The sequence below is a fragment of the Polymorphum gilvum SL003B-26A1 genome (assembly GCF_000192745.1).
Classification (GTDB): domain Bacteria; phylum Pseudomonadota; class Alphaproteobacteria; order Rhizobiales; family Stappiaceae; genus Polymorphum; species Polymorphum gilvum.
In genome coordinates this window covers 2,946,314-2,966,351 of sequence record NC_015259.1, presented here as the reverse complement: position 1 = coordinate 2,966,351, position 20,038 = coordinate 2,946,314, and the positions used below count along the sequence as shown (strand labels likewise).

Here is a 20,038-nt window from a genome sequence, read left to right as displayed (position 1 = left end):
ATGAGAGGCTGATTGCCTGGGGAAAACTCTGTGGCCGGCGGGGACAAGCGGGTGTCGCCAAAACGACACGCCCCGGCGCACCTGCGACAGGCCGTCGCGCCAGGGGCGTCAGGGATCCGGAAAAAGCAGGGTTTCACGCGCTTTCGGGCGCCCGCAGGTCATCCTGCCCGTGTCTCACATGTGTCCTGCCCGTGTCCGAACCTGCTCCGACGTCCTGCCGGATCGGTGCCGGAGACCTGCAGCGGTCGCCAGAGCCGCGCAAGGCCGGTCAGAACAGGCCGTCGATCAGCCCGTCGTCGGTCAGGCCGATCCGCGTCGCCGCCGGCACCTTCGGCAGGCCCGGCATGGTCATGATCTCGCCGCACAGGGCGACGACGAAGCCGGCGCCGGCGGCCAGGCGCACCTCGCGCACAGGCACGGTGTGGCCGGTCGGCGCGCCGCGCAGGGCCGGATCGGTCGAGAAGGAATATTGCGTCTTGGCCATGCATACCGGCAGCCGACCGTGACCCTCGGCCTCCCAGCGGTGCAGGCGGTCGCGGATCGCCTTGTCGGCGATCACCTCGTCGGCGCGGTAGATGCGCCTGGCCACCGTCTCGATCTTGGCGAACAGGGGCAGGTCGTCGTCGTAGAGCGGGGAGAACTGCGCCGCGCCGCCGTCGGCCAGCGTCGCGACCTTCCCGGCCAGCACCTCCGCTCCCGCGGAGCCGTCGGCGAAATGGGTGGCGACGACCGCCTCGACGCCGTGGTCGGCGCAATAGGCCTCGACCGCGGCGGTCTCGGCCGGCGTGTCGCCGGCAAAATGGTTGACTGCGACGACCAGCGGCACGCCGAACTGCTTCAGGTTCTCGATATGGCGGCCGAGATTGGCGCAGCCCCGGACCACCGCAGAGACGTTCTCCTCGCCGAGGGCCTCCTTGGCGACGCCGCCGTTCATCTTCAGCGCCCGCACGGTCGCCACCAGCACCGCCGCCGCTGGCGACAGTCCGGCCGCGCGGCACTTGATGTCGAAGAACTTCTCGGCACCGAGATCGGCGCCGAAACCGGCCTCGGTGACCACGTAGTCCGCGAGCTTGAGCGCGGCGCGGGTGGCCGCCACAGAGTTGCAGCCGTGGGCGATGTTGGCGAACGGCCCGCCGTGGACGAAGGCAGGCGTACCCTCCAGCGTCTGCACCAGGTTGGGCTTGATCGCGTCCTTGAGCAGTACGGTCATGGCGCCGTCGGCGCCCAGATCGCGCGCGGTCACCGGCGTGCGGTCGCGGCGCGCGCCGACGACGACGGCGCCCAGCCGGCGTTGCAGGTCAGAAAGGTCGTCGGCCAGGCACAGGATCGCCATCACCTCGGAGGCGACGGTGATGTCGAAGCCGGTCTCGCGCGGCACGCCGTTGGCCGGCCCGCCGAGGCCGACGACCAGCTGGCGCAGCGCCCGGTCGTTCATGTCCATCACCCGCCGCCAGGTGATCCGGCGCGGGTCGAGCCCGAGCGCGTTGCCCCAGTAGAGATGGTTGTCGATCAGCGCGGCAAGCAGGTTGTGCGCGGCGGTGACGGCGTGGAAATCGCCGGTGAAATGCAGGTTGATGTCCTCCATCGGCACCACCTGCGCCCGCCCGCCGCCGGCCGCGCCGCCCTTCATGCCGAAGCAGGGGCCGAGCGAGGGTTCACGCAGGCAGATCGCGGTCCTCTTGCCGATGCGCGCGAGCGCGTCGCCAAGTCCGACCGTGGTCGTCGTCTTGCCCTCGCCGGCAGGCGTCGGGTTGATCGCGGTAACCAGGATCAGCCTGCCGTCCGTCCGGTCCTTCAGCGACGCGAGGAAGTCGGCCGAAACCTTCGCCTTGGTCCGCCCGTAGGCCTCAAGCGCCGCGTCGGGAATGCCGAGCTTGGCGCCGATCTCGGCGATCGGCTTCAACGTCGCCGCGCGGGCGATCTCGATGTCGCTGGCCATGGATGATTGCTCCCCGGTGAATCGCGCGTCGGTCCAATGCGCCTTCTGCTTAGCCTGTTTCCACTCGGCTTGTCAGGGCAGGCTAGGAAACGGGGTGGGGCCGGTCTGTCGGAAAACCGGCAGCAAGGGGCGGGGAGGCGACGGGAGGACGCCGCGCATGGCTCGAGACGGGCCTTCGGCCCTCCTCACCATGATGTGGCCGGGAGGAGGGCCGGGAAGAGGGCCGAGAGGGAGGGGCGGAGCGGCCGGACGCTCGTCAGGCGATGCTGCCGCGGGTCTTCAGGCCGAGCTTCTTGAGGATGATGGTCAGCGGGCAGAAGCCGGTGAAGGAGAACTGGATCAGGTTGGCGCCGATGAAGGCGGTGAACCACAGCCAGTTGATATTGTGGTAGATCGCGAGCGCCAGGCTGGCGAGGATCATGCAGCCGACGATGAGCGTAAAGGTGCGTTCCAGGGACATGCGGGCAGCCTTTCAAAATATTCGATAAAGTGAATATAGAGTCCTGCGGCCTGGACGGCAAGCCGTTACGGGCCGGCGTGCGCGGCAGTTCACAGCATGTCGGCGCAATCAGTGCGCCGCGCGGGCGCTGCGCGGCGGCTTGCCGCCCGGACGGCCGTCGCGCGAGGCCCACTGGTAGGCGTTGCGTTCCTCGGTCGGGGTGACGGAATAGCGCTCCCGGTAGCACTTGGTGAAATGCGAGGTCGAGGCGAAGCCGCAGGCGATGGCGACGTCGAGCACGGGGCGCGACGTGCGACGCAGAAGGTCGCGAGCGGTCTCCAGCCGCAGCCTGAGATAGTACTGGCCGGGCGTGCAGTCGAAATGGCGGCGGAACAGGCGCTCGAGCTGGCGCGGCGACAGGTCGACCGTCATCGCCAGTTGCTGGCAGGACAGCGGATCCTCGATGTGCATGTCCATGATCCGGATCGACTCCAGGATCTTGGCGTTGGAGATGCCGGTACGCGCCTCGATGTCGTGGCGCTGGGCGCTCTCGCCCGGGCGCATGTTCTGGTACAGCGCGACCTCGGCGACCTCATGGGCGAGGTTGGCGCCATGCTGGATCGCGATCAACCGCAGCATCATGTCGAGCGAGGCCATGCCGCCGGCGCAGGTGATGCAGTTGCGGTCGATGGCGAACAGGTCGGCGGTGACCTCGACGCCGGGAAACTCCTCGCGGAAGGAGCGCAGGTTTTCCCAGTGCAGCGTGCAGCGCCGGCCCTCGAGCAACTGGTAGCGGGCGAGCAGGTAGGCGCCGGTGCAGATGGCACCGAAGGTGCGTCCGCGCGCATTGAGCCGACGCAGGCGCACGCCGAGTTCGCGGTCGAGCGGCAGGCGCTCGACGTCGATGCCGGTGCACAGCAGCGTGATGTCGGCGTCTTCCAGCGCGCAGACCGGATGCTCGACCCTGATCTCGCAGCCGTTGGAGGCGGTAACCGGGTTGCCGTCGAGCGAATAGGTGCTCCAGCGGTAATAGGGCCGGCCGAGCAGCCGGTTGGCGAGGCGCAGCGGCTCGACCACCGAGGAAAAGGCGATCATCGAGAAGCGATCGAGGACGACCAGGGCGATCGTCTGCCCGTCGGCGTTCGGTCGGTTGATGGACATCGGCCAGCGTCCTTGCCCCAGCGTCCTTGCCCGGAAATCCGGGCCCGAGGGTCCGGAAGGTCTTTATGGTTCAGTATGGGAGCCAGGGAGCTTCGGCTGTCAAATGAATTCGGCCGCTGCGGCGGCCTGGAGCGGCGGCCGGGATTCCTTTGCCGGGAGCCGGCCGCGGAATGGATTTTTTTTGACGCAGACGGGTTTTTAACGGGCGCAAGTTGCTTCATATCAAGGCGGCGGCAATGCTAGGGGATTATGGGAACCAAGCCCGCCGGGCGCGTGCCGCGCGTTTCCGGCCCGCCGACATGCGATGGATCCGCCGGCCCGCCTGCCTCCCGGGCGCGCCGGGCGAGCAGCAGCGAGACCGCAAAGCGATGAACGTACTTGCCACGACCGCCGAACTGGAGGCCGCCGCCGCCTCCGGAGCCTTTGTGCAGGAAGTGACCTCGGTGCAGCACTACACCGACCGGCTGTTCAAGTTCCGCACCACCCGGCCGGCGAGCTTCCGCTTCCGCTCCGGCGAGTTCGTCATGATCGGGCTGCTGATCGACGGCAAGCCGCTCTACCGCGCCTATTCGATCGCCAGCCCGTCCTGGGACGAGGAACTGGAGTTCTTCTCCATCAAGGTGCCGGACGGGCCGCTGACATCGAAGCTGCAGCTGATCCAGCCTGGCAACGCCATCCTGATGAAGAAGAAGCCGACCGGTACGCTGGTCAACGACGCGCTGCTGCCGGGCAAGCGGGTCTACATGTTCTCCACCGGCACCGGCATCGCGCCCTTCGCCAGCCTGATCCGCGACCCGGAGACCTACGAGAAGTTCGACCAGGTGATCCTGACCCACACCTGCCGCGAGGTGGCGGAGTTGAAATACGGCGAGGAGTTGGTCGAGGCGACGAGGAACGACCCGCTGATCGGCGAGTACGCCCGCGACAAGCTGGTGCATTACACCTCGGTGACGCGCGAGCCGTTTGTCCGCACCGGCCGCATCACCGACCTGATCTCGTCGGGCAAGCTGTTTGCCGATCTCGGCGTGCCGCCGCTCGACCCGGCCGTCGACCGCGGCATGATCTGCGGCTCGATGGACATGCTCAAGGACACCAAGACGCTGCTGGAGCAGGCGGGCCTGACCGAGGGCGCCAACAACAAGCCGGGCGAGTTCGTCGTCGAGCGCGCCTTCGTCGGCTGACGGACGGACCGCTGAGGTTGACGGTGAAGCGCCGGATCTCGGCCTCGCCGGTCCATGCCGTGCAAGCGTGAGCGAAGCGCCGATCCGGATCCTAAAGATCAGCCGCGCGTCGCGCGACAATACGGTTTGTTAGGCACTCGCTGGCGCTCGTCCTGATGCGCCGGATCCCGGATCCGCGTTTCGCTGACGCTCAACTTGTCCGGGATGACGACTGAGGGAGTGGTGAGGCCGTGCCCATCCCTCGGCGGTCATCGCCGACTGGATCGGGCCGTCCCGGATCGGGGTCCGGGACGAAAACGGAGGGCTGTCGGCAGCCCGGCGGGCGATGATTCGCCCGCTTTTTTCGTCCGGGGATGCTTGTGCGCCGTGCGTGGCGGTCGGCGGGGCGGTTGCGCGGGGCTGCGGAAAACTGACAGGAATCCGGGAGTTTTCCGGCATTTTTCGTCGCTAGCGGGGGATAGAGCCGGCGTTCCGGCGCGCAAATGTGGACAGCAAGCGTCCCGCGGTGGCATGCAGGTAAGGGTGGAGGAGGGTGAACGAACGGCATCACCCGGCCCCTGTGGCGAACCGAGGCGGCGGATATGGTTCCAGTCATCGCAATGAAGAAGACCCGGACGGGGACGGCCGAGACACACGAGACGCTCGACCGGCTGCGCCAGTTGATGCGGCCGCAGATCGGCGCCTCCCATTGCTACGTGGTCGCCGAGATCGGCATCAACCACAACGGCGATATCGACAAGGCGCTGGACATGATCCGCGCTGCCAAGGCCGCCGGCTGTGACGCCGTCAAGTTCCAGAAGCGCACCGTGGACGTGGTCTACAGCGCGGAAGAACTCGCCCGCCCGCGCGAGAGCGTGTTCGGCTCGACCAACGGTGACCTGAAGCGCGGCCTGGAATTCGGCAAGGAGCAGTACGAGCGCATCGACGCGCTGTGCCGGGAGATCGGCATCGACTGGTTCGCCTCGCCCTGGGACGAGGCCTCGGTCGACTTCCTGATGCAGTTCGACTGTCCGTTCCTGAAGATCGCCTCGGCGATGATCACCGACCGCGACTTCCTGGTCCATTGCGCCAGGACGGGCCGGCCGCTGCTGGTCTCCACCGGCATGTGCGACCTGGAGATGGTGCGCCGGGCGATGGCGGTGATCCGCGACGCCGGCGGCTCCATTGCCTGCCTGTATCACTGCACCGCCACCTATCCGACCGCCGACGAGGACATCAACCTCGGCGGCATCGATACGCTGCGGCGCGAGTTCCCGGACATCCCGGTCGGCTACTCCGGCCACGAGAAGGGCATGCTGCCGAGCATCGCTGCGGTTGCCATGGGCGCGGTGTCGCTGGAGCGGCACGTCACCCTCGACCGCAGCGACTGGGGCTCCGACCAGGCGGCGTCGCTGGAGATGGATGAACTGACCGACCTCGTCTCGCAGTTGCGCCGCTTCGAGACCGTGCGCGGCGACGGCGTGATCCGCATCTGCGACGGCGAGAAGCCGGTCGCGGAAAAGCTGCGGCGCAAGAATACCCTGTGAGCGCCACCGGATCGGTTCCGGGTAACGAATCGTCCACCAATTGGAAAGGTCTTCGGCTTAAAAGAAGTACCGATAGACAGGGCAGCCGGTTGCGCGCTTCACTGCGCGAAACGCCGACGATCCGATTCGCGAAGACGAAAGGTGGATGCTGCCGTTGCATGGACAAGCGCGCGTGACTGTTCCGGACCGTTCGAAAGACTACCACGACTACGTCTTCAAGGACGGAAAGCTCGTCGGCGACTTCGAGGGGATGTACCGCTACAGCGAGGAGGTGCCCTGGCACCAGGACGCGAACGCCTTCGACACCATCGCCGACATCGACATCGCCATCCTCAAGCGCCACCGCTTCGACCGCATCTGCGACGTCGGCTGCGGACTTGGCCATTTTACCGCCCGCATGAAGCGCGAGCTCGTCGGCCCGTGCGGGCAGCCGTCCGAGGTCGTCGGCCTCGACGTGTCGCCGACCGCCGTGGAGCGCGCCGGGGCCCTGCATCCCGACTGCCGCTTCGCCGTCGGCGACCTGCTGTCGCCCGACTGGCCGACCACCCGACCGGCGGTCGCGTCGGGCTACGATCTCGTCGTGATGCGCGGCGTGCTGTGGTACGTGGTCCAGGACCTCGGCACCGCGCTGGCGCGTTTCGCCGGCCTCGCCCGGGACGGCGGCGCCGCACTGGTCACGCTGTCGTTTCCGCCGTCGAGGACCTGGGTCGGGCAGGACACGATCGGTTCGCAGGACGAGCTCCACCGCCACCTGTCGACGGTGATGGACATCGCCTACTGGTGCGTCGAGCGCGACGCCAAGCACGGCGGCGTGCCACTCTGCCATGCCTTCGGCCCGCTGCGTCCGGTTGACGGGAGGCCGAGGCCATGAGCGGTCCGGCTGCCAGGATAGGCTGTGTGTTCCAGGCGCGGATGAGTTCCGTGCGCCTGCCCGGCAAGTCGATGATGCCGCTTGCCGGCGCGCCGCTGGCTGCGCGCGTGGTCGAGCGGGCGAGCCGCGCGACGCGGCCCGACGTGTTCATCCTCGCCATTCCCGACATCGATGCCGACGATCCGCTGGTCGAGGTCGCGCGTGCGACCGGGGTCGAGTTGTTCCGCGGTCCCGAGGCGGACGTGCTGGCGCGCTTCTCCATGGCCGCCGTTGCCTTCGAGCTCGACTATGTCGTGCGCATCCCGGCCGACAACCCGTGCCCGGAGCCGTGGGTGATCGACCTGACCATCGACCATCACCTGCGCACCGGCAACGACCTGACCACCAGTTATCCCGACGTGCTGAACACCGGCTTTCCGGACGGCATCGGCTGCGAGGTCTACCGCGCCGACGCGCTGCACGAGGCGGCGCGGGCCTACACCGCGCCGCGCCACCGCGAACACCCGCACACCTGCTTCTACGACCACGCGGAGCGTTACCGGATCGGCTCGCCGACCTGTCCGGAACGCGTGCGGCGGCCCGACATCGTGCTCGACGTGAACACGGCCGCCGAATTCGACCGGATCTCCCGGCTCTACGACGACCTCTATCCCCGCAACGCCGCGTTCGGGATCGACGACGTGATCGAATGGTGGGATACGCGCGCCGGCGGCAAGGCCGCCGCCAAGGGCTAGGGGCAGGACATGAGCGAACGGGTCGTCTACTGGAACGGCGCCTTCATTCCCGAGACCGAGGCGCGCGTGTCGATCTACGACAGCGCCATGATGTTCGGCGACGCCGTGTTCGAGATGACCCGCTCCTTCGCCGGTCGGCAGTTCAAGCTGCGCGAGCATCTCGAACGTCTCCACGTCGGCCTGCGCATCCTGGAATATCCGGACATCCCCGCGATCGAGGACCTGGAAGCGGCCTGCCACGCGACCATCGAGACCAACGCGCCGGGCTTCGACGCCGACGACGAGCACCGGCTGATGATCACGGTGACGCGCGGCCTGCTCGGCATCTACCGCGACAACGTCGACCTGCCGACCGGGCCGAACGTCATCATCGCCGACTATCCGTTGCGCTGGACCGTGGCCGGCATGGGCGGGTTGTTCGACACCGGCGTCAACGCCGTCGTGCCGCCGCAGCGCGCGATTCCCGCGACCTATCTCGATCCCAAGATCAAGAACCGCAGTCGCATCCACTACCAGGTCGCCAACATCCAGGCAGCGCGCATCAGCGGGCAGAACAACTGGGCGCTGCTGCTCGATGAGCGCGGCTTCCTGTCGGAGGGCACCGGTGCCAACGTCTTCCTGGTCCGCGGCAGCGAGGTGCTGACGCCCAGGGGGCACGACGTCCTGCGCGGCATCAGCCGCGACTACGTCATGAAGGAACTGTGTCCGAAGCTCGGGCTGGTGGCGCGCGAGTGCGACCTGGAGCCCTACGACGTCCACCAGGCCGACGAGGCCTTCATGACGGCGACGCCCTTCTGCATGATCCCGGTCACCGGCTTCGAGGGGCAGCCGGTCGGCAGCGGCCGGCCGGGCCCGGTGTTCGCCCGCCTGATGGCGGCCTGGAGCGAGGCGGTCGGCGTCGACATCATCGCCCAGATCAAGGGCTGGAACCGCAGCCGCGATCTCGGCGACACGCCGACCACCTATGCCTTCCGCAGCGGGCTGCGCTGACGGGCGGAGGACGCCGTGACCAACTCACTGTTTTCCGTCGAGAACCTCGCCGTCATCGTGACCGGGGCGGCGCGCGGCAACGGCCGGGCGATCGCCGAAGGCTTTGCCAGGCACGGCGCGCAGGTGCTCGCCGTCGACCGCCTGGCCTGCGAGGGCGGCGCGCCGGCGGGGGTTCATCCGATGGTCGCCGACCTGACCGAACCGGACGCGGCCGAGTGTATTGCAGAGGCGGCGCTGGCGCGCTTCGCTCGGATCGACGTTCTCGTCAACAACGCCGGCGTCAGCCTGGGCGGCGACGATCCCTATGCCGACGAGATCTGGCGCGCCACCCTGGCGGTCAACCTCGACGCGCCGTTCCGGCTGATTCGGCGCGTCGCGGCCGAGATGGCCGGGCGCGGCGGCGGCGCCATCGTCAACGTCACCAGCCTCGGGGCACATCTCGGCTTTCCGGGCAATCCGGCCTATCAGGCGTCCAAGGCGGCGCTCAGACAGCTGACGCTCGCTGTGGCGCGCGACTTCGGCGCGCGCAACGTGCGGGTCAACAACCTGTGCCCGGGCTACATCCACACCGACATGACGCGGAAGAGCCATGCCGATCCGGCCCTGCATGCCGAACGCCAGGCGCACATGCTGCTGCCGCGCTGGGGATGCTCTGAGGACCTGGTCGGGCCGTGCCTGTTCCTGGCCTCGCCGGCGGCCGCCTATGTCACCGGCATCGACTTGCCGGTCGACGGCGGCTGGCTCGCCAAGGGGCTGTAGGGAGAGGGCGCGTCAGAGCGTCCGCTCGAGCCAGTTGGCCATCGCCTCGTGAAAGGCCTTCAGCGTCGCGCGCTTGGCCGCAACTGCGGTCTGCTGGCGTTGCCTCACCGTCTGAGTGCCGTCGGAGAGGTCGCGCGCCGCGATGGCGCCGGCCGCCTCGACGAGGCCGCGCGCATCGCCCGACACGCAGCGGTCGGCGAGGCCGAGGGCGGCGAAGGCGCCGCCGATCTTGTGGTGGGTGTCGAGGCCGATCGCCGGCACGCCGAGGCCGATCGGCACCAGGTTGGCGTGGAAGCGCATGGCCAGGACAAGGTCGGCCTCGCGGTAGAGATCGAAGCCGGCCGACCAGTGATCGCCCTGGACATAGGGCGCGATGCCGACGCGGGTGCGGCGCTGGCGGTCGTCGAGCGCGGCCAGCGTGTCGGCGACGATGGCGACGTCGCTGTGGATATGCGGCACGAAGACGAGGCCGAGGCCGGGGTCGCGCGCAAGCACGCCGGACAGCATGCCGGCCATCGCCCGGCAGAAGGCGTCCCGGTCGCCGCCGCCTGCGCCGGCGAAGCGCTTGTCGGGCATGTCGCCGGCCAGGTTGACGGCGAGCAGCCGCTCGGTGCCGGCCGGACGTTCCGGGTGCGGACAGGGCTCGGGCCGCGCGAACAAGCCGCCGTCGGGGATGACCGCCATGGCGTCCGCATAGGCGGGGCCGAGATGGGCGCGCACCAGGTCGATCGAGCCGTCGTCGCGCACCGACAGCAGGCGCCGGCGGTCGGCGAGCAGGCCGTCTAGGAAGCTCCGGCAGCGGGTCATGGCGGTTTCGCTGACGCCGCGTGTGGCGTCGACGCCGAGCCCGTAGAAGCAGATCGGGCGTCGGACGCCGGCAAGAAAGTCCGGCGCGCAGTCGAGATAGGTGCCCGTCGGCGTGTCGTCGCGCCAGGTCTGCAGCAGGCTGTCGCCGCCGACGATCACGGCGTCGAAGCCGTTGGCGTAGGACAGGAAGGCGTCGTCGAGGCGGCGCGTCGTCCAGTGGATGAACTCGCGGATCTCCAGCCGCTCGTAAGCGATCTCGAACGGCAGGTCATCGGCACGCGTGCGGCAGGCGCCGTCGTGCATGGCGTTGTCGCCGATGTTGCCGACGAAGGAGGCGAGGTGGAGGACGCGCAGGGTGGCCATGGTCGGTTCCGTTCAGGACGGCCGGTCAGTCGCGGCCGAGGCGGGCGTCGCGGACGCCCGGATCGAAGTGGTCGCGCCAGCCCAGAAGGTCGTGCTGCAGCACCGGCACGATGGCCTCCGACGGTTCCTCGTGCGGCATCCGGTAATAGGTCACGGAGCGGTGCCAAGGCGGGTTCTGCTGGCCGAGCAGGCTGATGCCGTTGGGCGGGCCGAAGCGCCAGCAGGGCACGTCGACCGCGCCGGCGAGGTCGGCGACGCTGGTGTTGGAGGAGATGACCAGATCGACGCAGGCGGTCAGCGCGGCCGCCGCCTCCAGGTCGTCGCGCAGATCGATGTCGTCGAAGGACTGGAAGTCCAGCCCGAGCGCCTCGCGCACCCAACGGATCTCGCGCTCGAGCGCGCCGTACTGCAGGTTGACGAAGACGATGCCCGTTGTCTTCAGGATCGGCGCCATCTGCATGATGTTGAGATACCAGCGGGCGCGCCAAGCATCCAGCTGGCCGGAGCGCCAGGCGACGCCGACGACCGGCATCCTGCCTGCGCCCGGCAGGCGGTCGAAATAGCCGCGCGCGCGCGCGGCGTCGAAGGCCAGCACCGGATGTCGCGCCCTGGCGAAATCGGAAATGTCCCGACGCAGGTGGATGGCGAGGTCGGTCAGGCTGCACTGGACGTCGAAATCCTCGACCGGGGTCCGCAGCGACAGCCGGTCGTGCGACTGCTCGCGGATGGTGATGTCCGGAAAGCTGCGCTGCAACAGCGGCATGAGCTTGTAGGGCGGCTCGAGGATGACCCGGTCGGCCATGGCTTGCAGCTCCGGCAGCATCGAGACGTTGCGCAGCGCGTCGCCGATGCCCTGATCGTTCCACACTAGGATCGTCTTGCCGGAAAGGTCCGAGCCGTCCCACTCGGGCTTGTCGAAGATCCGGCACAGGGTCGACGACAGGCCGGCGCGGAAGCGCGCGCGGTGTAGGTCCCAGCCGGTCTTCAGGTCGCCCATGCCGAGATAGGCGAGCGACATGTTCCATTCGGCGATCGGGATGTCCTCGCGCCAGTTGTCGCGTGCCTTGCGCAGCGCGGCGACGGCCTCGCGGGAACGGCCGAGGCTCTGCAGGATGACGCCGAGCGTGACCTGCCGGTGCACGTTGTCCGGCTCGTCGGCGACGGCGGCCTCCGCATAGGGCAGGCCCTTGTAGGCGTCGCCGATCTTGAACATGAGGCGCGCCATCTCGTGGTTGAGGTCGCCGTGGGCGGGGAAGCGGGCGAGCGCCGCCTCCAGTTCCGGCTGCGAGGCGGCGAAATCGTCAAGCTCGAAGCGGGCGCGCGAGCGCTGGACCAGCGTTTCCGGATTGTCCGGGTCGAGCAGCGCGGCCGCCTCGAAGAAGCGCAGGGCCTCCTTGTGATCGCCGCGGTCGCGCAACAGGACGCCGTAGTTGCGGTGGGCGTCGGCATGGCGCGGATGGGCGGCGATCAGGAAACGGAAGATCTCCTCGGCTTCCGTGTCGCGACCGAGCCTGTTGAGCGCAATCGCCTTCATGTTGTGGGCCTCGGCCAGGCCGGGGTTGAGCGCGACGGCCTTTTCCGCCGCCGCCAGGACCTCCTCGGCGGGCGTGCCGGGAATGTCGGACAGCGTGCGCGCGAGATTGGCGTGGTAGGGCGCGCGGTCGGGTGCCAGCGCGATCGCCTTGCGGATGAAGTCGAGGCCGCGGCGCGGAAAGCCGAGCTGGCGGTAGCTGACGCCGAGCAGATGGTTGGCATCGGGCGAATTGGGGGCCTTCTTCAGCACGGCCTTGTAGATGCGCTGGGCCTTTTCCACCTCGCCGGCCTGCTGCAGGGCGAGTGCCTGCCGCATCTTGTCCATCGGAACGGCCGCTGCCGCCGCCTTGAGCGCCATGTCACCTCCGCTTCGTCTCGATGGCGAGAATCACTGCCTGCAAAGTCTAGCAGGAAACGGCGGCCAAGGGCGGTCGCAGGGGGGGCGTCCCGGCCGCCCTCAGGCGGCGCGGGCGGTGTGGTCGCGCCGGCGCTCCGGGCCGGAATAGGACGGGTCCTGGCCCTTGCGGCGGTCGAGCGGGCCGGTGCGCAGGGCGAGGAAGAATTCGCGCACGTCCTCGGCGATCTGCGCCGAACAGGCCTTCAGGTCCTCGGACGCCGCCAGGAAGCCCTCTGCCGCCCTGCCGGCGGCGGTGATGGTGTCGTTGACACGGGCAACGTTGCCCGACAGGGTCTGCGAGCCGGCCGCCGCGCTCTGGATGTTGGCCGAGATCTCGCGCGTCGCAGCGCCCTGTTCCTCCACCGCGGCGGCGATGGTCGCCGTCACGGTGTCGACTTCCCTGACCGTATCGGAGATGGCGCCGATCGAGCGCACGGCATTGGACGTCGCCGCCTGGATGGCAGCGATCTGGGCGGAAATCTCCTCGGTCGCCCGGGACGTCTGGGTGGCCAGTTCCTTCACTTCCGCGGCCACCACGGCAAAGCCGCGGCCGGCCTCGCCCGCGCGCGCGGCCTCGATGGTGGCGTTGAGCGCGAGCAGGTTGGTCTGTTCGGCGATCGCCTGGATCAGGCTGATGACGTCGCCGATCTTCTGCGCCGAGTCGGACAGGCGGCCGACCTCGACCGCCGTGCTGTCCGCCTCGCCGTTGGCGCGCCGCGCCACGTCGGAGGCGCCCGTGATCTGGCGCGAGATCTCGGCGATCGAGCTGGACAGCTGCTCGGTCGCCGCCGCGATGGTCTGGATGTTGACGGTGGTCTGCTCGGAGGAGGCCGAGGCGGACAGCGATTCCTCCATGGCCGAGTGCGACATCGACGATAGGCCACCGGCCTGGGCGGTCATGTGCTCGGCGCTGCGGTCGACCGTGCCCATCGACATCTCGACCTTGGCCTTGAACACGTCGATGGCCTTGCCGATCTGGCGGGCATGCGCCTCCCGCTGCTCGATCAGCACCTGCTGGTAGGTCGACAGGGCGAAGTCGAGGTCGATCAGCACCGCCTGGTTCAGCGCGCGGACGGCGCGGTGCGCCTTCGACGGCGAGAAGCGGTGGCGCCTGAGCACGAGGCCGACCAGCTCGTTGAGGACATACTGGTAGCCGGCGATGTACCAGCGCGGCTCCAGGCCGATGCGCACATGGGCCCGGCCGATGCGGTCGATGCTGTCGACATAGGCCTGGTCGAAGGCGCCGCCGAACAGGCGCGCCCAGTGGACCTCCTGGGCCTTCTTCAGCATGTCCTGGCGGTCGCCGACGAGGGCGGCGAGGTGGGGTTCGCCCTGGACGTGCCGGTAGAAGTTGGCGAGCACCTGCGGCAGCGCGTCGCGCACCAGCGGCCACAGCTCGTTGAGGATCGCCCGCGTCTGGTCGTCGATCCGCGCAAAGCGCAACCGTACAGTTGTGTCGCCCGTCATGTCCTGCATCGAAGCTCGCCCTCAGTCTTGAAGTGTCGTAGCGTGAGGGTTGGGCATGAGCTTTTAATTTATGTTTAATGTAAGGTTTTTGACGGATGCCGCCATTCGTGAAAAACATTCTTTTTCAAAGAAATAAGTATTTGTGACAATGCTCGGCCGCGTGGTCGTGGCGCGATTGTATCCGAGCGGCTGCGATGGGTCGGGAAAACTGCTGAGACGTCTGACCTGCAATCGTTTCGCACGCCACGGTAGCGTCACTGCGCAGTCGTGGCAGGTCTTGCGCGCAGATCATCTGGAGGCAACCGGCAGGGCGTGAAGATGGACCGCATGCGGAACCGCGATGACGCGGGGATCGGGACGGGTCGTTCGGAGAGGGGCCGGGATCGGGAAGGGATGGTGGGCGATACTGGGATTGAACCAGTGACCTTTCCGGTGTGAACGGAACGCTCTCCCGCTGAGCTAATCGCCCCAAGCCTGTCGGCTGGTGGCGGACGTCTAATGGATCTGCGGCTCGGGTGCAATACCCTTCGCTCATTTTTCGGGGCCGTCGAGGAGCGCGCCTTCCCCACGTATCGGCTGCGTTCGACGACGCGGCCTTCCGTAGGTCCAGCACAAGGAGCTTCGGTTGAGCCACGCCCCGCGGACCCGGGCTGCCGGCCCGATTCTTCACTGCCTCCGGTCCGAACTGCGAGTGCCAACCGGCAGGCATTCGAGACGGTCAAGCCGGTTGATCATCCTTCCTGGAGAGGAATCCAAAGTTGCAAAGATATTAAATTGACAATCGGAAAGAGAGCATCCAAGGTGACCCATGAATTCCGGAGGCCGCTATGGGGCACTACAAGTTTCAAGCTCATGGCTTTGGCCTTTCTGGGCTGTCCGAGAACGATAGCTACGTTCGCCATGTGATCGCCCAACCGGAGCCAGAGCCCCATCTGCTGAACTTCCTGCGTGCGCATTACAAGGCCGACGAATCCTATGTCTTCGCGGATATTGGGGCGAACATCGGGTTTACCGCGCTGCTGATGGCGCGGATGTTTCCCAATGCCGCCATCCATGCCTTCGAACCCGGGCCGAACATCTTCGGGCTTCTGCGAAAAAATACCGCAAGGACCAGGATCGTTCCCGTCAACGCCGCGGTATCCGACCGTCCCGGCAAGGTCGCATTTGTCGAAAGCTCCGCCTACGGACACATGGTACCGGGCAGCAGCAATGCCTCGACCGACATGGTTTCGCTGTCGAGCTATGCCCAGTCCAAGGGAATCGAGAAGTTCGATTTCGTGAAAGTCGATGTCGAAGGCTTCGAGCGAGACGTCTTCCGGGGGCTCAACGGCAAGGCGGACGTCGTGTTCTTCGAATTCAACACGTTCACGCTGGCGGTGCACAGCCGGGTGAACCCGGTCGATTTGCTCGAAGAACTCCACAAGGATTGGGATCTGTATGAGTTCGTGAAGGTCGATTGGCTCGAACCGGTAACCGAGTACGCAGCCGTCATCCAGCGCAACGTGCTGGAGCATTCGGCCGTGACGGACCTGGTTGCGGTTCGGAAGGGGCGTGTCATCCGTCAGGACATCATCGATCCGGCCATCCTGTGGCGGCAGATCGCCGACATGGAGGCATACTGCCAAAGGATCCGGGAACGGCTCAGCGTGATTACCTGAAGACGCGTCCGGCGGTCGCAAAGGACGGTCAGTTTTGCCCCATCGCCACGCCCCGGCTGACCGCGGCGACGGCCTCGGCAAGGCGGTCGTAGTGGGAGATGATCCGGTCGGGGCCGAGGTCGCGGACCGGGATCGCGGTATAGCCGAAATCGACCGCGACCACCGGCAGGCCGGCGGCGCGCGCGGCGTTGATGTCGGTCGCCGAGTCGCCGATCATGACCGAGCCGCGTGCCGCCCCGCCGGCGCGCGCGATGGCGCCGAGCACCGGCTCGGCGTGCGGCTTGGCGCGCTGGAAGGTGTCGCCGCCGACCACAGCCTCGAACAGCCGCGTCAGGTCGAGCGCGTCGAGCAGCGGGCGGGCGAGACGCTCCAGCTTGTTGGTGCACACCGCGCAGCGCCAGCCCTCGGCGCGCAGCGCCTCGATCGCCGCCACGGCGCCGGGAAACGGCCGGCTGAAATCGGCGATATGGGCCTCGTAATGGGCGAGGAATGCCGTGTAGAGCGGATCGATCTCCTCCTCGGCAAGACGCGTCCCCGACAGCGCCAGCCCTTCGCGTAGCATGACGCGCGCGCCCTGGCCGGCGGCCACGCGCATCGTCTCGACCGGCACGGCCGGATGGCCGGCGCCGGTCAGCACGGCATTCAGCGTGGCGGTCAGGTCGGCGATGGTGTCGACCAGCGTGCCGTCGAGATCGAAGACGAGAACGGACATGGCGGCTTCCGGAAGCGTTGCGCTGCCGAAGGCCTGTAGGGCCTCGGAGGGAAAAGGACAAGAGCCCTGCGCCGGCCACCCCGACGACGAGGATGGGGGCGCGCGGCCGGCGGCCTACTACAGCCGGTAGGCCGTGCGGAAGCCGCCCCAGTGGCGGCCGTGGACGACGATCGGCGCGTCGATCTCCTGCATCCACACCACCTTGCCGCCGCCCATGTCGCGGGCGTAGCTCTGGATCAGGAAGGGCCGCGTGTTGCGGCCGGCGCTCAGGCCGGCGCGGTCGTCGAAGATGCGCTTGTTGCGCGCGTTGGCGGCGTTCCAGGCCGGGTCGTCCGGCCGCTGCGGCTTGGAGTATTCCTTGTTGTGCACCGGCAGGTAGCCGTTGCGGTCGACCGCCGCGCAGAAGGCCATGCGGCCGTCCATGACGACGATGCGTTCCTGGATCGGCGGCAGGATCTCCTCGAGCAGGGCGAGCGAGCGCGTCTCGAACTGCTGCGGATTGGTCCCGGGAATCGGGCGGTACTGGGTGTCGAACAGGTCCGTCAGCGACAGCCGGCCGCTGTCCACCAGCTCGGTCATGGCGCGCGAAATCTGGGCGGCGCCGTCCTGGGCGCGGGCGACGGCGGCGGCGTTCTCGTCCTTGATCTTCTGCAGCCGGCGATCGACCGCGTCGCGGACGGCGTCCGACAGGCGGGTGAACTGGCAGTGCAGGCCGTTCTCGGACGCGTTGAGCACCCGGATGCCGATCTCGCCGATCTGGTCCAGGGTCAGCGTCGCGTCGACCGGGCAGGCCGGGGCCGGCAAGTTGTCGCCCGTGACCAGCGCGCCCGAATGCGACAGGTCGCGCGTCTCGACAGGCGAAATCCGGCCGTGAAGAGAGAGACGGCCGCCGATCTTGACCGGCAGCCTGTCCTCCACGCGCCGGTCGCCGAGCGCGCTCTGGCGGATCATCATGGTGAAGCGGTGGCCGAGCGCCCCGACCGCGGCGGCCATCTCGGAACTGGACGAACTGGCCGCCTGGCCGCTGGATTCGGCCTTCACCGTGGCGGCCTCGATGGTCTCGATGCTGGCGGCGACCTCCTCGACGAAGCGGGCGGTCTCGCTCGCCCGCTCGCCGATCGCCGCGGTGGTGGCGACCTGCGTCTGCACGGCGCCCTCGACCTCGGCGAAGCTCGGCCGGATCTCGCCGATGACGTCGATGATCCGGTTGACCGAACTGATGCTGGATTCGGCGGAGTGCTGGAGGCGCTCGATATTGGCGACGATCTCGTCGGTCGCCTTCTGCGTCTCGACGGACAGCGCCTTGACCTCGTTGGCGACCACGGCGAAGCCGCGGCCGGCCTCGCCGGCGCGCGCCGCCTCGATGGTGGCGTTGAGGGCGAGCAGGTTGGTCTGCTTGGCGACGTCGGAAATCAGCCGCACCACATTGGCGATGTCCTGGATCGCCGCCTTCAGTTCGAGCACGCCGGCATTGGCGTCGTCGGCGACGCCGCGCGCTTCGTCGGCAAGGCGGCTGGAGCGCTCGACCTGCTGGCTGATGCGCGTGCTCGAGCCGGCAAGTTCGGTGATCGAGGCCGCGAGTTCGGAGGCGTTTTCGTTGGCGATCGCCGAGCGGCTACGCAGGGCGGCGCCGTCTGCGCGGATGGATTCAAGGACGTCGAGCTGGTCGGCGAGCCGGCCCTGCAGCTCCTTGGCGCGCTGACCGATCGCGTCGGCCGCAACATGCAGGTCGGCCTCTATCGCGTCGAGCGCGTGCGAGAGGCCGGATTTGTCTTCACTTTCAGGAGTTTCACGGTTTTCGTGGTCGTTCCTCGACGGTTCCGAGGTCGGAAAGACATGGGGCGCCTGAGCAGAGTTTGCGTCGTTGTTAAGTCGTTTCCGTAGCAGGAAGGCCATCTTGTTTTTCCGTTCGCAGCGTTTCGTCCCGGCGGTATTTTGAAATACGATGCTGAATGGACTGTTAAACTATACGAAAGTATGATTGTCCGGGATGTCGATTTCCCCTGCCAGTTCACCTTTGCCCTGTCCGGAACGGCATGCTAATCAGCCGGATCTGCCGGCCCGCGGATGCGGCCGGCCGGCCTCAAGTCCGACTTTGCCGGACGCGGCGACCGCAGCAGGACGAGGGAAGCATGAGCGACGCATGGAAGCGCATGGCCGCCGAAAAGGCGCTCGAGGATGTCCGTCCGGGCATGAAGCTCGGCATCGGCACCGGCTCGACGGCCGAGCATTTCATCCGCGCCCTCGGCGCGCGCGTGCGCGACGGCCTTGACGTGGTCGGCGTGCCGACCTCCGAGCGCACGGAGACGCTGGCCCGCAGCGAGGGCATCCAGATGACCACGCTCGACCATCTGCCGAGCCTCGACCTGACCGTCGACGGCGCCGACGAGATCGACCCGCAGATGAACCTGATCAAGGGCGGCGGCGGCGCGCTGCTGCGCGAGAAGATCGTCGCGGCCGCCTCGCAGCGCATGGTCGTGATCGCCGACGCCAGCAAGCTGGTGCCGGTGCTGGGCGGTTTCCCGCTGCCGATCGAGGTGGTCCCGTTCGGCCTCGGCGCGACCTGGCGGGCGGTGGAGAAGGTGTTCGCCGATCTCGGCTTGTCCGGTGCGCTCAGTCTGCGCGGCGGCGACGACCATCCTTTCGTCACAGACAGCGGCCACTACATCCTCGACGCGGCGCTGACCGAGATCCGCGCGCCGGCCGCGCTGGCCGCCGCGCTGGTCGCGATTCCGGGCGTGGCCGAGCACGGGCTGTTCATCGGCCTGGCGAGCAAGGCCTACGTCGCCGGTCCGGACGGCGTCGCGACGGTCACGCGCGCCTGACCGCCCGAAAGGCCGCCGCACCGGATCGACGCACGAAGATCGACGCACGAGATGACAAGCCAAGGGCAACGGAGTTCGAACATGAAACGGAAGCATTTCTTTACGGTCCTGCCGCTGATGGTTGCCGCGATGGTCGCCGGCGGCCTGAGCGTGCCGCAGGCCGTCGCCCAGGAGATCAGCCAATCGCACCTGGCCGCCGCCCGCCGCGCCGTCGTCGGCGCCGGCGCGCTGTCCTCCTTCGACGAGATCCTGCCGATCCTGGCCGACCAGACCAAGACCGTGTTCGTGCGCGCCGATCCGGCGCTGACGCCGATCATCGACGAGGTGACCACCGAGGTCGCGCTCAAGCTGGCCGACCGCCGTTCGGAACTGAACAGGACCGTCTACGAGGTGTGGGCCCGCCGGCTCACCGAAGACGAGCTGAACAAGATCGGCGAATTCTACGAGTCCGACCTTGGAAAGAAGTTGACCAGCATGGCGCCGGAACTGACGGCACTGTCGATCGGCGCGGCGCGCCAGTGGCAGGACCGGCTGTCGACGGAAATGGTCGCCATGGTGCGCGAGGAACTGGAAAAGCGCGGCGCGGCGACCAACCAGTAACGGCGCCGCCGAGCAGGCCGCCGCCGCGCAGGCCGCCGCCGCGCGGCAACCTTCGGTCCAATTGAGCCCAGGGGGC

At 68.0% G+C, this 20,038-nt stretch carries 17 protein-coding genes and 1 tRNA gene; 9 read left to right on the top strand and 9 right to left on the bottom strand.

Annotated features, from left to right (window positions below; translation table 11 throughout):
* Nucleotides 1-268: 268 nt before the first annotated feature.
* The 3 genes from SL003B_RS13970 to SL003B_RS13960 all read right to left on the bottom strand — a co-directional run bounded on the left by SL003B_RS13970 (nt 269) and on the right by SL003B_RS13960 (nt 3,539).
* Nucleotides 269-1,939: a formate--tetrahydrofolate ligase gene (locus SL003B_RS13970; RefSeq protein WP_013653509.1), complete on the bottom strand. Its 1,671-nt coding sequence runs from the start codon at nt 1,937-1,939 to the stop codon at nt 269-271.
* Between the two features lie 256 nt (nt 1,940-2,195).
* Nucleotides 2,196-2,399, bottom strand: coding sequence for a YgaP family membrane protein (locus SL003B_RS13965; RefSeq protein ID WP_013653508.1), 204 nt, complete (start codon nt 2,397-2,399; stop codon nt 2,196-2,198).
* A 108-nt stretch (nt 2,400-2,507) separates the two neighbouring features.
* Nucleotides 2,508-3,539, bottom strand: coding sequence for a GlxA family transcriptional regulator (locus tag SL003B_RS13960; RefSeq protein ID WP_013653507.1), 1,032 nt, complete (start codon nt 3,537-3,539; stop codon nt 2,508-2,510).
* A gap of 368 nt (nt 3,540-3,907) precedes the next feature.
* Between SL003B_RS13960 and SL003B_RS13955 the strand changes: the two genes are divergently transcribed.
* The 6 genes from SL003B_RS13955 (at nt 3,908) to SL003B_RS13930 (ending at nt 9,600) form a co-directional block, all read left to right on the top strand.
* Nucleotides 3,908-4,720 carry a ferredoxin--NADP reductase gene (locus SL003B_RS13955; RefSeq protein ID WP_013653506.1) on the top strand — a complete coding sequence of 271 codons (813 nt, stop codon included), beginning with the start codon at nt 3,908-3,910 and terminating at the stop codon, nt 4,718-4,720.
* A 581-nt stretch (nt 4,721-5,301) separates the two neighbouring features.
* On the top strand, nt 5,302-6,246 hold the full coding sequence (locus tag SL003B_RS13950) for an N-acetylneuraminate synthase family protein (protein WP_013653505.1): 945 nt from the start codon (nt 5,302-5,304) through the stop codon (nt 6,244-6,246).
* Nucleotides 6,247-6,418: 172 nt separating this feature from the next.
* Nucleotides 6,419-7,117, top strand: coding sequence for a class I SAM-dependent methyltransferase (locus tag SL003B_RS22400; RefSeq protein ID WP_158306636.1), 699 nt, complete (start codon nt 6,419-6,421; stop codon nt 7,115-7,117).
* Entirely contained in the window at nt 7,114-7,851 is a 738-nt protein-coding gene (locus SL003B_RS13940) for a cytidylyltransferase domain-containing protein (protein ID WP_083812094.1), read from the top strand. Before SL003B_RS22400 ends, SL003B_RS13940 begins: the two co-directional genes overlap by 4 nt.
* A gap of 9 nt (nt 7,852-7,860) precedes the next feature.
* Nucleotides 7,861-8,841, top strand: a complete 981-nt coding sequence (locus SL003B_RS13935; protein ID WP_013653502.1) for an aminotransferase class IV — start codon at nt 7,861-7,863, stop codon at nt 8,839-8,841.
* Nucleotides 8,842-8,856: 15 nt separating this feature from the next.
* Nucleotides 8,857-9,600: an SDR family NAD(P)-dependent oxidoreductase gene (locus SL003B_RS13930; RefSeq protein ID WP_013653501.1), complete on the top strand. Its 744-nt coding sequence runs from the start codon at nt 8,857-8,859 to the stop codon at nt 9,598-9,600.
* A gap of 12 nt (nt 9,601-9,612) precedes the next feature.
* On the opposite strand, the gene SL003B_RS13925 is transcribed toward SL003B_RS13930, so the two are convergent.
* The 4 genes from SL003B_RS13925 to SL003B_RS13910 all read right to left on the bottom strand — a co-directional run bounded on the left by SL003B_RS13925 (nt 9,613) and on the right by SL003B_RS13910 (nt 14,636).
* Complete coding sequence (locus tag SL003B_RS13925; protein WP_013653500.1) at nt 9,613-10,770, bottom strand: polysaccharide pyruvyl transferase family protein; 1,158 nt, start codon at nt 10,768-10,770, stop codon at nt 9,613-9,615.
* A gap of 25 nt (nt 10,771-10,795) precedes the next feature.
* Nucleotides 10,796-12,661, bottom strand: coding sequence for a tetratricopeptide repeat protein (locus SL003B_RS13920; protein WP_013653499.1), 1,866 nt, complete (start codon nt 12,659-12,661; stop codon nt 10,796-10,798).
* 99 nt (nt 12,662-12,760) lie between these two features.
* Nucleotides 12,761-14,167: a globin-coupled sensor protein gene (locus SL003B_RS13915; RefSeq protein ID WP_148259314.1), complete on the bottom strand. Its 1,407-nt coding sequence runs from the start codon at nt 14,165-14,167 to the stop codon at nt 12,761-12,763.
* A gap of 394 nt (nt 14,168-14,561) precedes the next feature.
* Nucleotides 14,562-14,636, bottom strand: a tRNA-Val gene (locus SL003B_RS13910).
* Nucleotides 14,637-14,994: 358 nt separating this feature from the next.
* Between SL003B_RS13910 and SL003B_RS13905 the strand changes: the two genes are divergently transcribed.
* Complete coding sequence (locus tag SL003B_RS13905) at nt 14,995-15,825, top strand: FkbM family methyltransferase (RefSeq protein WP_013653497.1); 831 nt, start codon at nt 14,995-14,997, stop codon at nt 15,823-15,825.
* Nucleotides 15,826-15,853: 28 nt separating this feature from the next.
* On the opposite strand, the gene gph is transcribed toward SL003B_RS13905, so the two are convergent.
* Nucleotides 15,854-16,537, bottom strand: a complete 684-nt coding sequence (gene gph / locus SL003B_RS13900; protein ID WP_013653496.1) for a phosphoglycolate phosphatase — start codon at nt 16,535-16,537, stop codon at nt 15,854-15,856.
* 117 nt (nt 16,538-16,654) lie between these two features.
* Nucleotides 16,655-18,433, bottom strand: a complete 1,779-nt coding sequence (locus tag SL003B_RS13895; protein ID WP_013653495.1) for a methyl-accepting chemotaxis protein — start codon at nt 18,431-18,433, stop codon at nt 16,655-16,657.
* Between the two features lie 236 nt (nt 18,434-18,669).
* On the opposite strand from SL003B_RS13895, the gene rpiA reads away from it, so the two are divergent.
* On the top strand, nt 18,670-19,362 hold the full coding sequence (rpiA, locus tag SL003B_RS13890; protein WP_041375549.1) for a ribose-5-phosphate isomerase RpiA: 693 nt from the start codon (nt 18,670-18,672) through the stop codon (nt 19,360-19,362).
* An 81-nt stretch (nt 19,363-19,443) separates the two neighbouring features.
* Nucleotides 19,444-19,962 (top strand): DUF2059 domain-containing protein, encoded by a 519-nt coding sequence (locus SL003B_RS13885; protein ID WP_013653493.1) that lies wholly within the window; start codon nt 19,444-19,446, stop codon nt 19,960-19,962.
* Nucleotides 19,963-20,038 lie beyond the last annotated feature (76 nt).

What these genes read in the sequence shown, in the direction of transcription:
- rpiA (WP_041375549.1), top strand. Translation starts at nt 18,670, where the DNA reads ATGAGCGACGCATGGAAGCGCATGGCCGCCGAAAAGGCGCTCGAGGAT.
- SL003B_RS13915 (WP_148259314.1), bottom strand. Translation starts at nt 14,167, where the DNA reads ATGACGGGCGACACAACTGTACGGTTGCGCTTTGCGCGGATCGACGAC.
- SL003B_RS13950 (WP_013653505.1), top strand. Translation starts at nt 5,302, where the DNA reads ATGGTTCCAGTCATCGCAATGAAGAAGACCCGGACGGGGACGGCCGAG.
- SL003B_RS13970 (WP_013653509.1), bottom strand. Translation starts at nt 1,939, where the DNA reads ATGGCCAGCGACATCGAGATCGCCCGCGCGGCGACGTTGAAGCCGATC.
- SL003B_RS13960 (WP_013653507.1), bottom strand. Translation starts at nt 3,539, where the DNA reads ATGTCCATCAACCGACCGAACGCCGACGGGCAGACGATCGCCCTGGTC.
- SL003B_RS13885 (WP_013653493.1), top strand. Translation starts at nt 19,444, where the DNA reads ATGAAACGGAAGCATTTCTTTACGGTCCTGCCGCTGATGGTTGCCGCG.
- gph (WP_013653496.1), bottom strand. Translation starts at nt 16,537, where the DNA reads ATGTCCGTTCTCGTCTTCGATCTCGACGGCACGCTGGTCGACACCATC.
- SL003B_RS13925 (WP_013653500.1), bottom strand. Translation starts at nt 10,770, where the DNA reads ATGGCCACCCTGCGCGTCCTCCACCTCGCCTCCTTCGTCGGCAACATC.
- SL003B_RS13920 (WP_013653499.1), bottom strand. Translation starts at nt 12,661, where the DNA reads ATGGCGCTCAAGGCGGCGGCAGCGGCCGTTCCGATGGACAAGATGCGG.
- SL003B_RS13895 (WP_013653495.1), bottom strand. Translation starts at nt 18,433, where the DNA reads ATGGCCTTCCTGCTACGGAAACGACTTAACAACGACGCAAACTCTGCT.
- SL003B_RS13905 (WP_013653497.1), top strand. Translation starts at nt 14,995, where the DNA reads ATGGGGCACTACAAGTTTCAAGCTCATGGCTTTGGCCTTTCTGGGCTG.
- SL003B_RS13965 (WP_013653508.1), bottom strand. Translation starts at nt 2,399, where the DNA reads ATGTCCCTGGAACGCACCTTTACGCTCATCGTCGGCTGCATGATCCTC.
- SL003B_RS13935 (WP_013653502.1), top strand. Translation starts at nt 7,861, where the DNA reads ATGAGCGAACGGGTCGTCTACTGGAACGGCGCCTTCATTCCCGAGACC.
- SL003B_RS13940 (WP_083812094.1), top strand. Translation starts at nt 7,114, where the DNA reads ATGAGCGGTCCGGCTGCCAGGATAGGCTGTGTGTTCCAGGCGCGGATG.
- SL003B_RS13955 (WP_013653506.1), top strand. Translation starts at nt 3,908, where the DNA reads ATGAACGTACTTGCCACGACCGCCGAACTGGAGGCCGCCGCCGCCTCC.